This is a genomic window from Tepidamorphus sp. 3E244 (assembly GCF_046159835.1).
Taxonomy (GTDB): Bacteria; Pseudomonadota; Alphaproteobacteria; order Rhizobiales; family Tepidamorphaceae; genus JACKJK01.
On record NZ_JBJXCY010000001.1, the window covers coordinates 974,563 to 991,173 of the forward strand.

Consider the following 16,611-nt stretch of genomic DNA (forward strand, 5'->3'; position numbering starts at 1 on the left):
GAATTACTCCGCTGCAATGGGGGTTGCGGTGCAGGCTTCGGCGGCGGCTTCAAGCGTCGCCAGGCCAGCCTTGAACTGCGCCATCGGCGTGGTCAGCGGTGCCAGCACCTTGACCACTTCATCGTGGGCGCCGGAGGTCTCGATGACGAGGCCGTTGCGGAATGCTTCCGCGCAGATGTGACCGGCAAGCTCGCCGGAGCCGACATCGACGCCCTGCATCATGCCGCGTCCCTTGCGGCGCGCCCCGGGCATCGTTTTCACGATCCGGTCCAGCGCCTCGGTCAGCACCTTGGATTTCTCGGCGATCTCGCGCGTGAACTTGTCGTCGGCCCAGAACTTCTCCAGCGCGACCAGCGCGGTGACGAAGCCGTGGGTGTTGCCGCGGAACGTGCCGTTGTGTTCGGCCGGCGTCCAGATGTCGTCCTCCGGGCGCAGCAGAAGGCAGGCAAACGGCAGGCCCATGCCCGACAGCGACTTGGCAAGCGTCACCATGTCCGGCTCGATGCCCATTTCGTCGAAGCTGAAGAACGAACCCGAACGGCCCAGGCCAGCTTGGATGTCATCGATGATGAGCTTGATGCCGTGCTTCTTGGCGAGCGCCGCGATGCCGCGCGTCCATTCGGCGCTGGCGGCATTCAGCCCGCCTTCGCCCTGCACGAGCTCGACGATGAAGGCCGCCGGCATGTCGACGCCGGAAGAGGGGTTCTCCAGCATCATGCCGATCTGCTTGACGGTGTCGACGTCCTGACCGAACGCGCCTTCATAGGGCATCCGCGTCACGTCGTTGAGCGACACGCCCCCGGCGCCCGCGCGCTTGGCGGAGTTGCTGGTCAGCGCCAGCGCGCCGAGCGTCATGCCGTGGAAGCCGTTGGTGAAGGCAATCACGTTGGTGCGGCCGGTGACCTTGCGGGCAAGCTTGATCGCCGCTTCCACCGCGTTGGTGCCGGTCGGGCCGGTCATCATGACCTTGTGGTCCATGCCGCGCGGCTTGAGCACGATGCGCTCGAAAGCCTCGAGGAAGGCGGCCTTGGGCTCGGTATACATGTCGAGGCCGTGCGCGATGCCATCATTGGAAATGTGCTCGATCAGCGCGGCCTTCATGTCCGGGTCATTGTGGCCGTAGTTGAGCGACGAGCAGCCGCTCAGGAAGTCGGTGTACTCGCGGCCCTCGGCGTCGAACAGTGTGGAACCCTGCGCCTTGGTGAAGACCGTGTCGAAGGAGCGGCAGTAGCTGCGCACCGCACTCTCGCGACGTTCGAAGATAGCTTTCGTCTCGGCTGTCGGAACAGTCGACATGACAATACCTCTCGATGGTGGGGTGATCCGAAGAAACGTGCGCGAAAGCCTCAGGCGGCTGCGCTCATCGCCTCGGCAAAGGAAATCGTGACCATGTGCTCGGTGGCGCTGCGGCCCTCGAAATGCTCGTCACGCTTGAAATGCGCTTCGCTGTCGAGGTCTGCGCCCTCGCGTTCGGCAAAGCGGCTGAACAGGGCCCACGAGGCCTCGTTCGACTTGGTGATGGTGGTCTTCAGCTGCTGGACATCTGAACACGCGTCGCGCGTGAGCAGTTCACGCAGCATGCGGCCGCCAAGCCCCTGGCCGCGCGCGGCTTCGGAAACCGCAACCTGCCAGACGAACAGCGTGTCCGGCTCGTCCGGCACGATGTAGGCCGAAATCCAGCCGACAACATCGCCATCGCACTCGGCCAGAACGCAGGTCTCTCCGAAATGGTCGCACTGGATCAGGTTGCAATACATGGAGTTCACGTCCAGCGGACGGCATTCCTTGATCAGCGACCAGACTGCGGAGCCGTCTGAGTCGTTCGGCTTGCGAAGGGTGATCGGTTTGGGTCTCGGGTTCATTCGTGTGGAATTATCAAGCACGGGCAAAAACCATTTTTGTTTCGTTAGGCTATCTAATTATCAATCTGAGCGCGCACGTCAAGGGCCTTGGGACATCAGCTTTCGATTGGCATAACCCCGTTAATAAAGCCCTTTGACGAGAAATTCCTTATAAACATTGCCATTGTGGCGATAATGCTATAGTTAGTTAGGCAAACGAAACAACGTTGCGGCGGCATCGCAGCCGTCATTGCGGCGGCATCGCAGCCGTCATTGAGAATTTTTTTTCTGCCGCGCCACGATCCAAGGCCATGGCGCGCCCGGATCGGACGGCGGCGGCGGACAAGAGACAAGGACCGGTTGAATGGAACTCGATCGAACCGACCAGAGCCTCGTTGCCATCCGGCGCATCCTGCGTTCCACCGAACTGTACGGGCGCGAGATCGCTAAGCGCGCGGGCGTGACGCCCGTCCAGATCAGGGTGTTGCAGATCGTCGCCGAGAATGGCAGCGCGACGCCGAAGGAAATCTCCAAGCGGATGGGCGTCTCCCAGCCGACGATGACCTCGCTCATCGACAGGCTGGCGAGCAAGTCGCTGGTGGAGCGCCATCAGTCCGAGGTTGATCGTCGCCAGACCGATATCGTGCTGACCGACGATGGCCAAGCCGCCGTCGACCAGGCCCCCGACGCGCTCCAGCAGCGCTACGTGCAGCAGTTCGAGTCGCTCGATGACTGGGAGCAGGCGATGATCGTCGCCACCCTCGAACGCGTTGCATCCATGCTCGATGCAACGAGTATCGATGCATCACCCGTGCTGGATATTGGCGAACTGGGCAAGTAGCCCCAGCCGCTTTATCCCGCCCACATCTGCGCAAGCATTCACGCATCGCCGCCTGCCGTAAGGGCGGTGTTGCCATGCCTGCGCTGGCGACCCTGACTGATCCGACTCGGTCGCCGCCATACGCGAAAGCGCCGGAAAACGTCGGATTCACCTGCCTAAAATATGGACTTCGGTGCGCAAATTTCGGGTTTTAGGCCCGAAATAGGCGTTCTTCCTGCTTGCTGCGCGTGCGAAAGGCAATGCTGCGGTTGCGAAGAAATTGCGCAACTCTATGATGAAGGACAACACCGGAAAACGGACCCCAAGGAGGATCTCGGCATCGTTTGTGAGCCAAACGAAGAGGATTTCAGCACATGATCGCCTCGCTCCTGCGGATCGCTCCTTTCTCGATTCTTCTTGCTGCCGTTGCTCTCCTGATGCTCGGCATGGGCCTGCAGAACACGCTCCTGGGCGTGCGTGCGGGCCTCGAAGCCTTCTCCAACATCGAAGTCGGCTTCCTGATGGCTGCCTATTTCGTCGGGTTTCTCGCCGGCTCGACTCTCGTTCCGTTTTTCGTCTCCACGGTTGGCCATATCCGGACCTTTTCGGCGCTTGCTTCGCTCGCATCCAGCGCGGTGCTGCTGCACCTCGTGATCGTCGATCCGATCTTCTGGAGCGTTTTCCGCTTCATCACCGGGTTCTGCATCGCCGGCCTCTACCTCGTCGTTGAAAGCTGGCTGAACGGGAGCGCGGAGAAGGAATATCGAGGCGTGCTGCTGTCGTCGTACTTCTTCGTCAATCTCGGCGCGATCGCATTCGGCCAGTTGCTCTTGCAGGCCGAAGACCCGCGCGGGTTCGAACTCTTCGTCTACGCCTCGGTGCTGATGTCGCTTGCGGTCCTGCCGGTTGGGCTGGCGCGGACCAAGGCCCCGGCACCGACACGCCGGGCCAGCCTGAATTTCGCGATGCTGGCGCGCGTGTCGCCCTACGCGCTGGTTGGCACGGCGATGGCGGGGCTCTCCAACGGTGCGTTCTGGGGGCTTGCCCCGCTCTACGGCGTGAAGGTGGGGGCCGACCCCGACCAGATTTCAGTGGCCATGATGGTCACCATCCTTGGCGGCGCGGCGCTGCAATTGCCGCTTGGCAGGCTGTCGGACGTCATTGACCGGCGCATTGTCATATCCGCGGCCAATGTCGTTCTCGGCCTGCTGGCGGGCATCATCGCGCTCGGACTGTTCGGCAACCAGGCCACCGCGCTGGTGCTCGCCTTCGTGTTTGGCGGGCTGCTGCTGACGCAATATGCCCTGTGCATCGCCCACGCGAACGACTTCGTCGCTGACGGCAACTTCGTGCAGCTTGCCAGTGCCTTGCTGCTGGTGTTCGGCGGCTGCGCGGCCATCGGGCCGATTGCAGGCTCTGTCGTGATGACCGTGTTCGGCGCCAGCGCGTTGTTCTGGCTAATCGCTGCCGCCGCCTTCGCCAGCACCGCCTTCGCCCTGTGGCGGATGACCCGCAGGCAGGCGGTCGACATGCCGGGCGCCAACGAATTCACCCCCGCTGCGGCGGGTCTCTCCGGCGGCATCCTTGCGCCGAACGAGGCCGCCCGGGAAGGCGCCGGGACCAACGCGCCGATCGAACCGCTCGAAACACCATCACCGATGTCCAAGCAGGGAGCAGAACCATCTACCGGATAGGCAAGGAGACATTCTTGAACGACGCCGGCCCATCATCATCACATCCGCGCTGCGATCAGATCGCAGTCATCGGGGCCGGGGCATGGGGCACGGCCCTGGCAGCGGCAGCCGCGCGCGCCGGACGGAACGTCAGGCTGTACGCCCGCCGCCGGCAAACCGCCGACGAAATCAACACAACCCGCCGCAATGACGCGTATCTCGGCCCGTTGGCATTGCCCGACGAGATCACGGCCGTCACCGCGATGGACGACGCCGTGCGCGGTGCGGACGCTGTCCTGCTGGTGGTGCCGTCCTCGGCCATACGCGAGACAGCGCGCGATCTCGAAAATTGCGTCCCGCGAAACGTGCCGGTCGTCATCTGCGCCAAGGGCGTGGAGCCGGGCAGCGGGTTGCTGCTGTGTGATGTCGTGGCCGAGGAAATGCCCGACCAGACCATCGCCGTGCTGTCAGGGCCGACATTCGCCGACGAGGTCGCAGCCGACATGCCGACCTCTGTCTGCATCGCGTCATCCCCCGTTCCCGGTGAGCCGGTCGGCGAGGGCACTGCCGCGCAACTTGCGCTGGCGCTCAGCGCAGGCTCGTTCCGGGCCTACGTCTCGGACGATCCGGTCGGCGTGGAAATCGGCGGCGCGATGAAGAACGTCATTGCCATCGCCTGCGGAATTTCGCGCGGCGCCGGCTTCCGATCCAACATGACAGCCGCCCTTATCACGCGTGGCCTTGCGGAGATGACCATGCTGGCGACCGCGCTGGGCGGGCGCGCGGAAACCGTCGCGGGCCTCTCCGGACTGGGTGACCTGACGCTGACTTGCTCCAGCGAACAGTCGCGCAACCTGCGCTTTGGCCTGCAGCTTGGCGCCGGCACGAGCCGCCAAGAAGCCTTTGGCGGCGCGCCGGTGATCGTTGAAGGTGTGCGCAACGCGGTCTCGGTCACCGACCTTGCGCGCAAGCATGGCCTGTCGCTGCCGATCTGCGAGGCCGTGCGCGCGATTGTCCACGATCATGCCGACATCGGCACGACGCTCGGCGACCTGTGGGCGCAGCCGCTCGAGTTCGAATCCAACGCGCACGACACCACGTTCCGCCATCCCGACGCGAATATGGCACGCGAGCGCATCGAAGAGCTGATCGGATGAACCGCGCGGATCCGGGAGAGCCGGACAATACAAAGGTCTTTACCCTCGCGACCGATCTCGACGGCACGTTCATCGGCGGCACGCGCGCGGAGCGCGATGAACTCTACGACTGGATCGACGCGCACCGGGACGCCGTCGAACTGATCTTCGTCACCGGGCGCGATCTGCCCTTCATCGCCGCGGCGTGTGCCGATGCCGAGATGCCGTGGCCCGACTACGTCATCGGTGATGTCGGCACGACCATTGCGACCTGCGACGCGCAACGTTCACGCATCGTCCCCGATACGGTGCTCGAGGAACGGATCGAGGCACTGTGGGGGGAGGGGATCGCCCCGATTTCCGCAGCACTGGATGCCGCGCCCGGCCTGACGCCGCAGGACGGGCCGTTCCGCTACCGGATGAGCTACCACTACGACCCGAATGCCTTCGATCCCACGATCCGCACGATCATCGAGGGGGCGGGCTTCGATTGCCTGATCTCGGATGACAGGTTCCTCGACGTGCTGCCGAAAGGCATCAGCAAGGGGCCTTCGTTGATGCGGCTGCTGGGCCGGCTTGGCACGGACCACGCACAGGTGCTCGTCGCCGGCGACACGCTCAACGATCTTTCGCTGTTCGAGACCGGGCTGAGCGGGGTTGCCGTCGGCAATGCCGAACCCGCCCTGATGGCGCGCATCGAGACATTCGACAATGTCCATTTCGCCGACGCGCACGGCGCGGCCGGCGTGCTGGAGGCAATCCACGCGCTCGGCTTTCACGAGACTGCGGCCAAGGCCGCCAAGACCAAGAAGGAGATGATGGCGTGAGTACCAAAAAATCCGATCTGGTGATTGTCTACCACCGGCAACCCTATGAGGAAGTTGAGGAAAACGGCGTCATCGTCCGGCGTGAGAACAAGAGCCCGAATGGCATCGTCCCGACGCTGAAAAGCTTCTTCGGGCATGTCGACCAGGGTTCGTGGATCGCGTGGAAGGAGGCGGAAGACCCGGCAAGGCCGGACTTCGAACGGGTTGTCGAAATCTCCGACAACTACGGCGACTACCGTGTCGCGCGCTTGCCGCTGTCCGCCGACCAGGTGCGCAGCTTCTACCACGTCACCTCGAAAGAGGCGCTGTGGCCCGTGCTGCATGCCTTCCGCGAACGCTACAACTACGATCCCGTGGACTGGCCGACCTTTCGCGAGGTGAACTTCGCCTTCGCGCAGGCCGCCGCCCAGGAGGCGAGCGACGACGCCACTGTCTGGGTCCACGACTACAACCTGTGGCTCGTCCCGCAATACCTGCGCCAGATGAAGCCGAACGTGAAGATCGGCTTCTTCCATCACACGCCGTTTCCCGGACCCGATCTTTTCAACGTGCTGCCGTGGCGCAAGGAGATCATCGGCTCGCTGCTGAAATGCGATGTCGTCGGCTTCCACATCCCGCGCTTTGCGCAGAACTTCGCAGCCGTCTGCGAAAGCCTCTACGACATCGAGTCGGTGGAACGGTCGCGCCTGGAACTCGACGATATCCGGCTGCGCCCGGCGCTGTCGGAACTCAAGACGCCCGACGCGCTGGTCTACGAGGGGCGGCGGGTGCGCATCGTGGCAACGCCGGTGGGTATCGACGTCAACTTCGTCGAGGAGTGCATCAACGCCGCGCAGACCGCCGACCTCGAAAAGCGCATCGAGACCGAGCTGACGGGCAAGCGGCTGCTGCTCTCGGTCTCGCGCACCGACTACACCAAAGGCGGCGCGGAACTGCTGTATGCCTATGAGCGGCTGCTTGAGCGGCGGCCGGAACTGCACGGCGAAATCCGGTTGATGTTCGTGTCCGTCGCCGCCAACAACGGCATGGCCGTCTACGAGCAGGTGCAGCAGGAGCTGGAAACCATTGCGGGGCGCATCAATGCGCGCTTTGCCAAGTTCGACTGGCAGCCGGTGCAACTGCTCTCCAACCCGATCCCCTTCAAGCAATTGGCCGCGTTCTACCGCAAGGCGGACATCTGCTGGATAACGCCGCTGGCCGATGGGCTGAATCTCGTCGCCAAGGAATTCGTCGCCGCCCGCACGGACGGGGACGGCGTGCTGGTGCTGTCGGAGTTCGCCGGTGTCGCGACGGAACTGCCGCACGCTGTCCTGTGCAACCCGTTCTCCAACGGGTCCATGGATCACACCATCGACCAGGCGCTCGACATGGAGGAGAACGAGCGCCGCGAGCGGATGATCGCCATGCGCAACGTCACCAGCGGCCACACCATCGCCAACTGGGCGGAGGACCTGCGCGCCGCGATTGCGTGAGCATTGCGCCTCGGCGCCTGTTTCCCGATTAAGGAAATCTCGCGGACCGTACCGATTGCAAAGGTTGCGCTCGGTGCACGGTCATGTTTCCGCCTGCTCGCCTGTATCGGCCATATGGCCTCTAGTACGCTTCCTGCACTGCATCCCGGGCCATCAGGGCCGAAAACAACAGAATGCAGATGAGGGAGAAAACCATGAAGCTCGCAAAATATTGCGCGTCTTTCGCGCTTGCCGCGATCGTTTTCGGAGGGCTGCCGGCGGCGGCTGCCGATATCACGCTCCGCTTCGCCAGTGTCGCCAACGAGTCCAGCACCTGGGCGCCCGCGCAGGAAACATTCAAGCGCGAATTCGAGGCGCGGACCGACGGGCGGGTCGAGGTTCAGATTTTCAACAACAACACGCTGGGTTCCAACCGCGAGGCGCTCGAACTCGCCAAGAACGGCGCGGTCGACTTCGTGTTGTCGGGCACCGGCCATGCCACGCGCTACGCCCCTTTGCTGAACTCGGTGATCTTTCCGTACATGTGGAAGGACCGCGAAACGATGTTCAAGGTTCTCGACGGTGAGATTGGCGACCAGCTTTCCGACAGCATGAACGCCAACAACATGTCGATCATCGCCTATTGGGACAACGGTTTCCGCCATGTGTCGAACAACAAGGGGCCTATCAACAAACCGGAAGACATCAAGGGTCTGAAGCTGCGGACTCTGCCGTCCAGCGTCCACGTGACCTTCTTCAAGGCGCTGGGTGCTGTTCCGACGCCGATGGGCTTTTCCGAGCTGGTTCCCGCGCTCCAGCAGGGCGTCATCGACGGACAGGAAAACCCGCCCGGCGTGGTCTATCCCTATCGTCTGTTCGAAGCGCAGAAATACTACTCGCTGACCGGTCACGTGAACGAGCCGATGCTCATCGTGATGAGCAATGCGGCCCGCGACAAGCTCAGCGAAGAAGACCTCAAGGCCATGGAAGAAGCCATCGCCATTGCCACCGAGGAAGAACGCCGGCTGAATGACGAGAAGAACTCCGAACTGCTTGAGCTGCTTCGCAAGGAGATGGAAGTCAACGAGGTGCCGGACGAGACCATCGAGCAGTTCCGCACCGTGGCCAAGGGCATCTATGACGAAGCCATTGCCGATCTCGGCGAAGGCGGTCAGGAACTGATTGATGCGCTGAACGAGGCCAACAAGTAGTCTCCTCCCGAGACGGGCGTCGGTTCGACGGACGGGCCGGCGCCCAATTTTCCAGTTTGATTCCCGCTATCCAGCCTCCGCATCGCGAGCCATTGGCCATGCACGTCATCCTGAAGGTCGTCGAGTGGGCCGTCATCGCCTTGATGGCCGTCATCGCGCTGCTGGTCATCACCGAGGTGCTGGTCCGCGATCTGTTCGACCTGTCGATCGGGATTCACGAGGAACTCACCCGGTACCTGATGATCTGGGTCGCGATGCTTGGCAGTGTCCTGCTGACTCATGAGAACTCCCACGTCCGCATCTCGATGTTGCCGGACATGCTCACCGGGCGCAGTGCGCTGATCGTCGAGTGCCTCGCCGACCTGGTGATCATTTTCTTCCTCGCTGCATTCTTCTATGCCAGCGCCCTCAACCTCCCAAGCATCATCGGGCAGGACACCGTGACGCTCGGCGTTGGGATGGTCTGGTTCCACGCCGCCTTGCCGGTCGGCGGCGCGCTGATGCTGTTGATTGCCGCCATTCAGTTTGCCTCGCGTCTCCGGCGCCTGGCCGCAGGGGACTGACGCCCGTGTTTCTGTCGCTCACAACCTTCTTCGGCTCGCTTGCGCTCGGTGTGCCCGTCGCGTTTGCGCTCGGCGCCGTGTCGATCGGATACCTGCTGCTCACCGGCTCCGCGTCGCTGAACGTTGTCGCCACCATCATCTTCGGCGGCATGGACTCGTTCCCGCTGCTCGCGATTCCCTTCTTCGTGATGGCCGGTGACCTCGCGACGCGCGCCGAGATCCTGCCCAAGCTGATCGATTTCGCCCGTGCCCTTTTCGGGCCGGTGCGTGGCGGCCTGGCGCACGTCAACGTGGCCTCCAGCATGTTCTTCGGGGGCGTCACGGGTGTCGCCGTTGCCGACACGGCCGCCGTGGGCGGAACGATGATCCCGGCCATGATCCGCGACGGCTATCCGCGCGGCTTTGCCGGTGCCATCACGGCGGCGTCTTCCGTCATGGGCGCGGTCATTCCGCCCAGCGTCGCGATGCTTCTCATCATCTACATCATGGGTGGCGGGCTGTCGGTCACCCGGCTGTTTCTCGCCGGAGCCGTTCCCGGCCTGCTCATCGGCGTGGGCATGATGATCTATGTTGCCGCGACCGCGCGCAGGCGAAACTTCCCGCGCGGCGGCGAGCACTGGTCGCTGGCAGATATCTGGCGCACCGCCATTCCCGCCCTGCCGGGTCTTGGCCTTCCGGTCATCGTGCTGGGCGGCATTCTCGGTGGTTTCTTCACCCCGACCGAGGCTGGTGCCATCGCCGTCGTCTACGCGGTGATCCTCGGCTTCAGCTACGGCACGCTGGATCTCCGCGCGATCATCTCCACCCTGCTGTCCTCGGCAAAGACCAGCGCGATGGTCTACCTCCTGCTGGGCGTCGCCAAGCTGGTTGCGTGGATTCTCGTCCTCAACCTCGTGCCGCAGAAAATAGGCATGGCCATCGAGCCGCTCATCGGGTCGAAGGAAGTGTTCCTGCTGGCGGTGATCGCGGTGTTCCTGATCATCGGCTTCGTCATGGAAGGCGTCGCCTCCATGATCATGCTGGTGCCCATCGTCGCCCCCATGGCCAAGCTCTTCGGGGTCGACGGCTACCATCTGGCGCTGGTTGTGGTGATGACGGTGCAGATCGCGCTGATCACGCCGCCGGTCTCGATCGGTCTCTACCTGGTGTGTCCGCTGGCGGGCTGCACGGTGCGCGAGGTCTCGCTCGAGGTGCTGCCCTTCATAGGGGTGATCCTGGCGGTCATCCTGCTGGTCGTGTTCTTCCCGCAGGTGGCGATGTTCCTGCCTAGAATGCTCGGCTACTGATCCGCCTTCGCGGCAATCACCGAGATTTCCAGCAGCACGCCTTCCTCGATCGCGACGATGCCCGGGCACACGCGCGCCGGAGCGATTTCCGGCGGGAAGACCTCGCGCCACGCGCGGTTCATCTCCGCCTTCTTCGACATGTCGCACAGGAAGCACGTCACCAGCAGAACGTGATCGGGTGAGGAACCCAGTTCGTCGAGGATGCCGGCGAGCTTGGCAAATAGCTGCCGCGCTTGCCCGTACATGTCGAGCGAGGCGTCATCGGGGGTGATGCCCCCGATATACAGGACGCCTTTGTGCTCGGTGGCCTGATGGATGTTTCCACGCGCGATGTGACGGCTGACGGGCATGGATGGTCCTTCAGGCGAGGATGAGGCCGCCGGAGACGTCCAGCACCGCGCCGGTCATGTAGCCGGAACTCTCCGCCGCCAGGAACAGGATCGCCGCGACGATGTCCTCGTCGGTGCCCAGACGGCCGATCGGAATGGCGTCGGCGAGGTTGGCGGACATCTTGCCCGTCTCGACGAGGTGGCTGACGCGGTGCCCGTCCACCGGGCCGGGGCACAGCGTGTTCACGGCAATGCCCTTGCGTGCGTATTCGTGCGCCAGGTGACGCGAGATGCCGATCACCGCGGCCTTCGCCGAAGTGTACGAACATCCCAGCAGGGGGCTGACGTGGCGTCCCGCGTTGGAGGAGATGTTGACGATGCGGCCTTTGCCGGTCTCCAGCATCTGCGGGATCACCGACTTGCAGCAGATGAAGGTGCCGCGCACGTTCGAGGCGAACACGTCGTCCCATTCCTCCACGGGCGTTTCGTGCGTCACGCGGAAGCTCTTGCCGTAGCTGCCGGCACCGTTGACCAGCACGTCGACCGGCCCGAAAGCTTCCGTCAGTTTCGCAAGTGCGGCCTCGACCTCCTGCTCGCTGCCGATATCGGCGATCAGCGCGATGGCCTTGCCGCCGTCTGCGGTGATCGCGTCTGCTGTCGCCTCGGCGCGGTCCGCGTTTCGGTCACACACGCCGACGCGGGCGCCTTGCGCGGCGAATGCCTTTGCTGCGGCCGCCGTGATGCCCTGGCCCGCACCGGTCACGAGGACCGTCTTGCCGGTGAAGTTGTAGTCGGGGAATTGCGCTTTGGTCATTGGACGGAAATCCGGTCGGGGATGGCACCGGTCGGCGTGACGCCGTCGGGCAGGGGAAGGGGATCGTTGGCGCTGTCGAGATTCTCCACCGTGATGAAGACGAGGTCGGTGTCGCCGACATTCTCAAGGTCGTGGATCATGCGCTCGCCCTTGGCATAGCTCATGTGGGCGGTGTCGCCCGGCGCGTAGTCGCGGGCCACGGGAGCCGCGCCGTCGATGCGCGACTGCGCGCGGCCATTCGTGAGGCACGTCCAGAAATAGTCGAGGACGTGGCAGTGGTAGCCGATGCGCTGGCCGGGCTTCAGGTGCATGTACCAGACGCGGTTTCGTTCGCTCTGCGACACCAGCACCGAACCCACGCAGGGGTTCGATCCGGCAGCTTCGAATTCTTCGGGAAATTCCGGCTGTTGTGTCATGGCAAGCGGCCTCCCGTCCGCAGACCTCTTCAGAGGTTCAGGTTGTGCATGTTGTCTTCAAAGTTGAAGAACGCCTTGCGCCAGCGGGTGACCGTGATGCGTTCCGGCAGCCCGTTCCGGGTGAACGGGTCGCCTGCCACGAAGTCTTCCGCCTCGGCGCGGGTCTCCACATCGACGATGTAGATGGTCCCGAGCATCGTCTCGCCGTCATCGGAGAGCTTTGCGCCCGCGCCAAGCAGCTTTTCGGTGTTGGCCTTCAGGAAGGCGATATGGTCCGGGCGTACGCGCATCCGCAGGTCGGTGCTGTCGGCCTTGTCCCATGTCTCGATGACGTAAGGCACCGGCGTCTCCCTACGGAACGATCTTCATCTGGCGAAGCGCCTCGAAATGCCCGAGGAACATCTCCTCGGAATCGATGAACTCCATGAAACCGTACTTTCGGCACTTCGTCGTGTCGGACATCACGTCCCAGTCATTGGAGAACGCATAGTTGGTGAAGTTCCAGTTGGCGAGGCGCTCGACCGGGTTGGGCTTCAGTCCGTTCTCGCGAACGATGTCGTCCCAGACGTGGTCCTTGTCCTTCATGAATTCCACCATGTCGGTCGTCTCGACTCCAGCGGCTTCCATGCCGAAATAGTCCGCAAAGACCGGCCACAGGTTCTCGTACCGGAAGAAGTCGCCGTTGGTAATGTTGAATGCCTCGTTGGCGCAGGCCGGCGTTGTCGACATCCACACCATGGCGCGGGCCAGCAAGTCGGAGTCCGTTGCCTGGTAGATCGAGGTGAAGGCGCCGGGCTTGCCGGGATAGAAGAGCGGCATGTCGTGGCGCTTCAGGATCGCGGCATAGACGCAGAGCATAGAGATCAGGTTCAGCGGGTTGCCCAGCGCATAACCGCAGATGACGTGGGGGCGGGCCGCCGACCAGCTCCAGTCCTGCCCCTCCTGCAGCGCCGTCAGGTCGTCCTGCTGGTCGTAGTAGAAGTGCGGCACCTCGATGCGCGGGTCGCTCTCCTTGGCGGGCGTCTTGAAGGGGCCGAGATACTGGCCGTAGTACTTCGTGCCCTGCAGCAGGCAGATGTGCTCCAGGTTCTTCGCCGCATTGGCAATGACCGGCAGCGCGTTGCGCGCCATCTTCGCGTTGGGTTCGCGGGTCTTGGCGAAATCCGGGTTGTCCCAGTAGGCCGTGTAGAAGACGTGGGTGACCTCGCTCAGGTTGCCGAGGCCCTCTTTGCAGCTCTGCGGGTCCATCAGGTCGACGGAGACGAACCGGGCGTCGGTGTCGAAATACGGCGCGTTGCGCGAGACGCCGATGACATCCCACTCCGGGTCCTTTTCGAGGTGCGAGATCAGCGCCCTGCCGGAAACCCCGGTGCCGCCGATGACGAGTGCAGTCTTCTTGGACATGTCTGTTCTTCCGCTTCTGGAGGAAAGGTCGCGCCGGGCCTAGCCGCGCGCGCGGATTGCATCGAGAAGGTGGGCCGGCTGCACCAGTTCAGGCGGCGCGACGACAACGTTCTCGTGGAGCAGGAACGTCTCGCGCGCACTGGAAAGGCCGGCGAGCGCGGCATTTGCCTGCGATTGCTCGAACGCGCCTGCGGCTGAACGCATGGCCTGTGCGTCCGGATACCACGCCTCGACGAGAGCATCGAACACGGCTTCGGCCTCGAACAGGTCGAGCGCGCCGTCGACGCCGGAATTGAGCTGCTTGCCCTGTTCATCGACGCAGACACGCACGGTCGGCGTCGCAAATCCCTGTTGCAGCGTATCGTGGTCGAGTGCCTGCATGTCGGCGACGAACTGCGCGCGCGAGCGACCATCGGGCCGCTTCAGGCCGAGCATCATCTTGTAGGCGAACCCGGCGCTGTCATCCGCAGGCCCCGCCCATTCCTCGCTGACCATCAGATGGTCGCGACGGGCGAGATATTCGCGCGCGTCGTTGGACCCTTCGCGCCCGATCTGCGAGGCATAGGATGTCTGGACGGCTTCGCGGTCGTCGAACCAGAGCTGCGCCACGCCGTCGGCCTGCGGCTCGCCATCCTCGATGGAGAACGACAGCACGTAGCCGCGCAGGTTGGGGAAGACTGCGGCAATCGGCGCGTGGACATGAAGCCAGCGATGTTCGAATTCACGGCGGGTCATGTCGGACCTGCGCTTGAGCACGGTCACGAGTTTGATCATTGGTGCGCTTCCCAGCATTCTTCTTGGGTCCGGTGCGTTCGCCCGGACGGTGTTGCCGGCAATGGTAATATGATCGCCGAGACCGCAAGAAGATTGGATCTGGACCCAACATGGTGAGGTTTACGCAACAATGGCGGCTGGTCGATGCAGAACGATGACCTGAAAATCTACATTTCGGTCGTCGAGGGGGGCAGCTTTGCCGCCGCCGCGCGTCAGCTCGGCCTGACACGCTCCGCGGTCTCCCGCCGGATCGACGGCCTGGAGCGGCGGCTCGGCGTGCGCCTGCTCGACCGCACCACCAAGCACCTGAACCTGACCGATGCTGGCGACGTCTACTACCGGCGCGGCGTGAAGATCCTGTCGGACATACAGGAAGCCGAAACCGCTGCCAGCCAGTACGGCGCGGAGCCGCGCGGAACGCTGAAGATCACCTGCGCGGTGATGATCGGCCTCTACAACGTGCTGCCGCACATCGCCGAGTTCATGGAAGCCAATCCCGACTTGTCGGTTTCGGTCGACCTGTCGGACGCGCAGGACGACCCGAACCTCGAAATCCATGATGTCGCCATCGCGTGGGGCAGGCTCCCGGATTCAGCCCTTCTGGCCAGCAAGATCGGCGAGACACGACAGATCATCTGCGCGTCTCCCGCCTATATCGAGAAGCATGGCGCGCCCGAAAAACCCAGCGACTTGCTGAACCACGACTGCATCGTGATCCGCGGCTTCGGCGCGGTCTACAACGACTGGTTCTTTGAATCCGAGCGCGGGGTAGACGTGGTGAAGGTCACCGGTCCGCTGGTGGTCAACAGCGGCAACGCGGCATACCAGGCGCTGCTCGCTGGCTGCGGCATCGGTCGACTGACCGATCTGCGCGGTCGTATCGAGGTGCGCGACGGCAGCCTCGTCGAACTGCTGCAGGACCATGCCCTGAAGGATGCCGTTCCGATCTACGCGCTGTATCGCGGCGGGCGTGCCGTGCCGCCGAAGGTGCGCGCTTTCGTGGACTTCCTGAAGGCGAAGCTGTCGAGCAATTCCCAGTCGTAGGAACGCGACGGTAGCGCGCTGTCGCCTTCGTTGCCGGGCTCGTGTCAGTCCCGCAGAACCAGCACGGTCTTGCCGTGTCCGGTCCCGCTCTCGGAGAAGCGTTGCGCGCTGGCGAAGTCAGCGAACGGAAATGTCTTCTGGACGACCGGCGCGATCCGCTCCTCCGCGACAAGGCTGACCAACGCCGCAAGGGCTGCAGGGTCCGGCTGAACCGTCGGCTTCGCCACCGTGACGTCGAACCTCGCACTCAAGTCTTCGAACGGCTCGGCGCTGAGGCAGACCATGGTGCCGCGCGGTTTCAGCACGGCGTAGCTGCGGCGATGGACGTCGCCACCCACGGCATCGAACACGATGTCGACATCGGACACCTCGTCCTCGAACGCGGTCGTGTCGTATGGAACGACGAGGCTCGCGCCGAGCGAGCGGACGAAGTCGGCGTTGCGCGAGGAGCCGGTCGCGATCACCTCGGCGCCCCGCTCACGCGCGATCTGCACGGCCATCGAGCCAACACCGCCCGATGCGCCATGCACCAGCACGCGCGTGCCCTCCGTCATCGCCGGGGCCGCGTCGAGCAGCAGCCAGGCGGTCAGCCCGGCAAGCGGCAGGGACGCGGCGTCGACGAGGGACACGCCGTCCGGGACAGGCACGGCTAGCTCGGCAGGCAGCACGATCTGCTCCGCCCATGTTCCGATACCGCGCGCGGCAAGAAAGCACACCCGCGTGCCGACGAGACCGGGATCGACCTTCGCGCCGACAGCTGAAATGACGCCCGCGCCATCGCGTCCGGTTCCGGCCGGAAACGTGGTCTCCATCACGCCAGCCATCATCCCGGAGCGGATCTTCCAGTCGATCGGGTTGACGCTCGCCGCGTACACGTCAACGAGGACCTCATCCGGTCCCGGCGTGGGCACGGCAACGCGGTCAGCGGTCAGGACGTCCGCATCGCCGAAAGCGTGGTACCGGATTGCGGTGATTTCGGGCATCTGGGTCTGCCTTTCGGGACGTCGGGTGTGGTGAGCGGT

At 63.8% G+C, this 16,611-nt stretch carries 18 protein-coding genes; 9 read left to right on the forward strand and 9 right to left on the reverse strand.

What is annotated here, in order from left to right; translation table 11 throughout:
- Window positions 1-3: 3 nt before the first annotated feature.
- Together ectB and ectA are read right to left on the reverse strand one after the other, a co-directional pair.
- On the reverse strand, window positions 4-1,296 hold the full coding sequence (gene ectB / locus ACKTEK_RS04685) for a diaminobutyrate--2-oxoglutarate transaminase (protein WP_409164079.1): 1,293 nt from the start codon (window positions 1,294-1,296) through the stop codon (window positions 4-6).
- A 50-nt stretch (window positions 1,297-1,346) separates the two neighbouring features.
- Window positions 1,347-1,862 (reverse strand): diaminobutyrate acetyltransferase, encoded by a 516-nt coding sequence (ectA, locus tag ACKTEK_RS04690; protein ID WP_409164080.1) that lies wholly within the window; start codon window positions 1,860-1,862, stop codon window positions 1,347-1,349.
- Between the two features lie 343 nt (window positions 1,863-2,205).
- Here ectA and ACKTEK_RS04695 point away from each other — a divergent pair, with 343 nt between their 5' ends.
- From ACKTEK_RS04695 to ACKTEK_RS04730, 8 genes are all read left to right on the forward strand, one after another.
- The gene (locus tag ACKTEK_RS04695) at window positions 2,206-2,682 is read left to right on the forward strand and encodes a MarR family winged helix-turn-helix transcriptional regulator (protein WP_409164081.1); all 477 of its coding nucleotides are present in this window, start codon (window positions 2,206-2,208) and stop codon (window positions 2,680-2,682) included.
- Between the two features lie 353 nt (window positions 2,683-3,035).
- Window positions 3,036-4,355: an MFS transporter gene (locus ACKTEK_RS04700; RefSeq protein WP_409164082.1), complete on the forward strand. Its 1,320-nt coding sequence runs from the start codon at window positions 3,036-3,038 to the stop codon at window positions 4,353-4,355.
- A 14-nt stretch (window positions 4,356-4,369) separates the two neighbouring features.
- Window positions 4,370-5,491 (forward strand): NAD(P)H-dependent glycerol-3-phosphate dehydrogenase, encoded by a 1,122-nt coding sequence (locus ACKTEK_RS04705; RefSeq protein ID WP_409164083.1) that lies wholly within the window; start codon window positions 4,370-4,372, stop codon window positions 5,489-5,491.
- Window positions 5,488-6,297: an HAD family hydrolase gene (locus ACKTEK_RS04710; protein WP_409164084.1), complete on the forward strand. Its 810-nt coding sequence runs from the start codon at window positions 5,488-5,490 to the stop codon at window positions 6,295-6,297. The genes ACKTEK_RS04705 and ACKTEK_RS04710 overlap by 4 nt, the downstream gene beginning before the upstream one ends.
- Window positions 6,294-7,769, forward strand: a complete 1,476-nt coding sequence (gene ggpS, locus ACKTEK_RS04715) for a glucosylglycerol-phosphate synthase (protein ID WP_409164085.1) — start codon at window positions 6,294-6,296, stop codon at window positions 7,767-7,769. The genes ACKTEK_RS04710 and ggpS overlap by 4 nt, the downstream gene beginning before the upstream one ends.
- A 194-nt stretch (window positions 7,770-7,963) precedes the next feature.
- Entirely contained in the window at window positions 7,964-8,959 is a 996-nt protein-coding gene (locus tag ACKTEK_RS04720) for a TRAP transporter substrate-binding protein (RefSeq protein ID WP_409164086.1), read from the forward strand.
- A 98-nt stretch (window positions 8,960-9,057) separates the two neighbouring features.
- A complete protein-coding gene (locus tag ACKTEK_RS04725; RefSeq protein ID WP_409164087.1) occupies window positions 9,058-9,522 on the forward strand; it encodes a TRAP transporter small permease in 465 nt (154 codons plus the stop codon).
- Window positions 9,523-9,527: 5 nt separating this feature from the next.
- Window positions 9,528-10,808, forward strand: a complete 1,281-nt coding sequence (locus ACKTEK_RS04730; RefSeq protein WP_409164088.1) for a TRAP transporter large permease — start codon at window positions 9,528-9,530, stop codon at window positions 10,806-10,808.
- On the opposite strand, the gene ACKTEK_RS04735 is transcribed toward ACKTEK_RS04730, so the two are convergent.
- The 6 genes from ACKTEK_RS04735 to ACKTEK_RS04760 are packed head-to-tail and all read right to left on the reverse strand — an operon-like array spanning window position 10,802 to window position 14,545.
- Complete coding sequence (locus ACKTEK_RS04735) at window positions 10,802-11,158, reverse strand: RidA family protein (protein WP_409164089.1); 357 nt, start codon at window positions 11,156-11,158, stop codon at window positions 10,802-10,804. The two genes, ACKTEK_RS04730 and ACKTEK_RS04735, sit on opposite strands and share 7 nt — an antisense overlap.
- 10 nt (window positions 11,159-11,168) lie before the next feature.
- Window positions 11,169-11,951, reverse strand: a complete 783-nt coding sequence (locus tag ACKTEK_RS04740; RefSeq protein ID WP_409164090.1) for an SDR family NAD(P)-dependent oxidoreductase — start codon at window positions 11,949-11,951, stop codon at window positions 11,169-11,171.
- Window positions 11,948-12,367 (reverse strand): cupin domain-containing protein, encoded by a 420-nt coding sequence (locus tag ACKTEK_RS04745; RefSeq protein ID WP_409164091.1) that lies wholly within the window; start codon window positions 12,365-12,367, stop codon window positions 11,948-11,950. The genes ACKTEK_RS04740 and ACKTEK_RS04745 overlap by 4 nt, the downstream gene beginning before the upstream one ends.
- 29 nt (window positions 12,368-12,396) lie before the next feature.
- On the reverse strand, window positions 12,397-12,708 hold the full coding sequence (locus ACKTEK_RS04750; protein ID WP_409164092.1) for a YciI family protein: 312 nt from the start codon (window positions 12,706-12,708) through the stop codon (window positions 12,397-12,399).
- A 10-nt stretch (window positions 12,709-12,718) separates the two neighbouring features.
- The gene (locus ACKTEK_RS04755; RefSeq protein WP_409164093.1) at window positions 12,719-13,771 is read right to left on the reverse strand and encodes an SDR family oxidoreductase; all 1,053 of its coding nucleotides are present in this window, start codon (window positions 13,769-13,771) and stop codon (window positions 12,719-12,721) included.
- Window positions 13,772-13,810: 39 nt separating this feature from the next.
- Window positions 13,811-14,545, reverse strand: coding sequence for an EthD family reductase (locus tag ACKTEK_RS04760; protein WP_409164094.1), 735 nt, complete (start codon window positions 14,543-14,545; stop codon window positions 13,811-13,813).
- Between the two features lie 144 nt (window positions 14,546-14,689).
- Here ACKTEK_RS04760 and ACKTEK_RS04765 point away from each other — a divergent pair, with 144 nt between their 5' ends.
- Entirely contained in the window at window positions 14,690-15,589 is a 900-nt protein-coding gene (locus ACKTEK_RS04765) for a LysR family transcriptional regulator (RefSeq protein ID WP_409164095.1), read from the forward strand.
- A 44-nt stretch (window positions 15,590-15,633) separates the two neighbouring features.
- Here the strand turns inward: ACKTEK_RS04765 and ACKTEK_RS04770 are convergent, their stop codons facing one another.
- Window positions 15,634-16,572, reverse strand: a complete 939-nt coding sequence (locus tag ACKTEK_RS04770) for an NADP-dependent oxidoreductase (RefSeq protein WP_409164096.1) — start codon at window positions 16,570-16,572, stop codon at window positions 15,634-15,636.
- Window positions 16,573-16,611 lie beyond the last annotated feature (39 nt).

Coding starts and splice junctions, on each gene's coding strand:
- ACKTEK_RS04695 (WP_409164081.1), top strand. CDS start 2,206: ATGGAACTCGATCGAACCGACCAGAGCCTCGTTGCCATCCGGCGCATC.
- ectB (WP_409164079.1), bottom strand. CDS start 1,296: ATGTCGACTGTTCCGACAGCCGAGACGAAAGCTATCTTCGAACGTCGC.
- ACKTEK_RS04700 (WP_409164082.1), top strand. CDS start 3,036: ATGATCGCCTCGCTCCTGCGGATCGCTCCTTTCTCGATTCTTCTTGCT.
- ACKTEK_RS04735 (WP_409164089.1), bottom strand. CDS start 11,158: ATGCCCGTCAGCCGTCACATCGCGCGTGGAAACATCCATCAGGCCACC.
- ACKTEK_RS04765 (WP_409164095.1), top strand. CDS start 14,690: ATGCAGAACGATGACCTGAAAATCTACATTTCGGTCGTCGAGGGGGGC.
- ACKTEK_RS04725 (WP_409164087.1), top strand. CDS start 9,058: ATGCACGTCATCCTGAAGGTCGTCGAGTGGGCCGTCATCGCCTTGATG.
- ACKTEK_RS04740 (WP_409164090.1), bottom strand. CDS start 11,951: ATGACCAAAGCGCAATTCCCCGACTACAACTTCACCGGCAAGACGGTC.
- ACKTEK_RS04720 (WP_409164086.1), top strand. CDS start 7,964: ATGAAGCTCGCAAAATATTGCGCGTCTTTCGCGCTTGCCGCGATCGTT.
- ACKTEK_RS04760 (WP_409164094.1), bottom strand. CDS start 14,545: ATGATCAAACTCGTGACCGTGCTCAAGCGCAGGTCCGACATGACCCGC.
- ACKTEK_RS04745 (WP_409164091.1), bottom strand. CDS start 12,367: ATGACACAACAGCCGGAATTTCCCGAAGAATTCGAAGCTGCCGGATCG.
- ACKTEK_RS04710 (WP_409164084.1), top strand. CDS start 5,488: ATGAACCGCGCGGATCCGGGAGAGCCGGACAATACAAAGGTCTTTACC.
- ACKTEK_RS04770 (WP_409164096.1), bottom strand. CDS start 16,572: ATGCCCGAAATCACCGCAATCCGGTACCACGCTTTCGGCGATGCGGAC.
- ectA (WP_409164080.1), bottom strand. CDS start 1,862: ATGAACCCGAGACCCAAACCGATCACCCTTCGCAAGCCGAACGACTCA.
- ACKTEK_RS04755 (WP_409164093.1), bottom strand. CDS start 13,771: ATGTCCAAGAAGACTGCACTCGTCATCGGCGGCACCGGGGTTTCCGGC.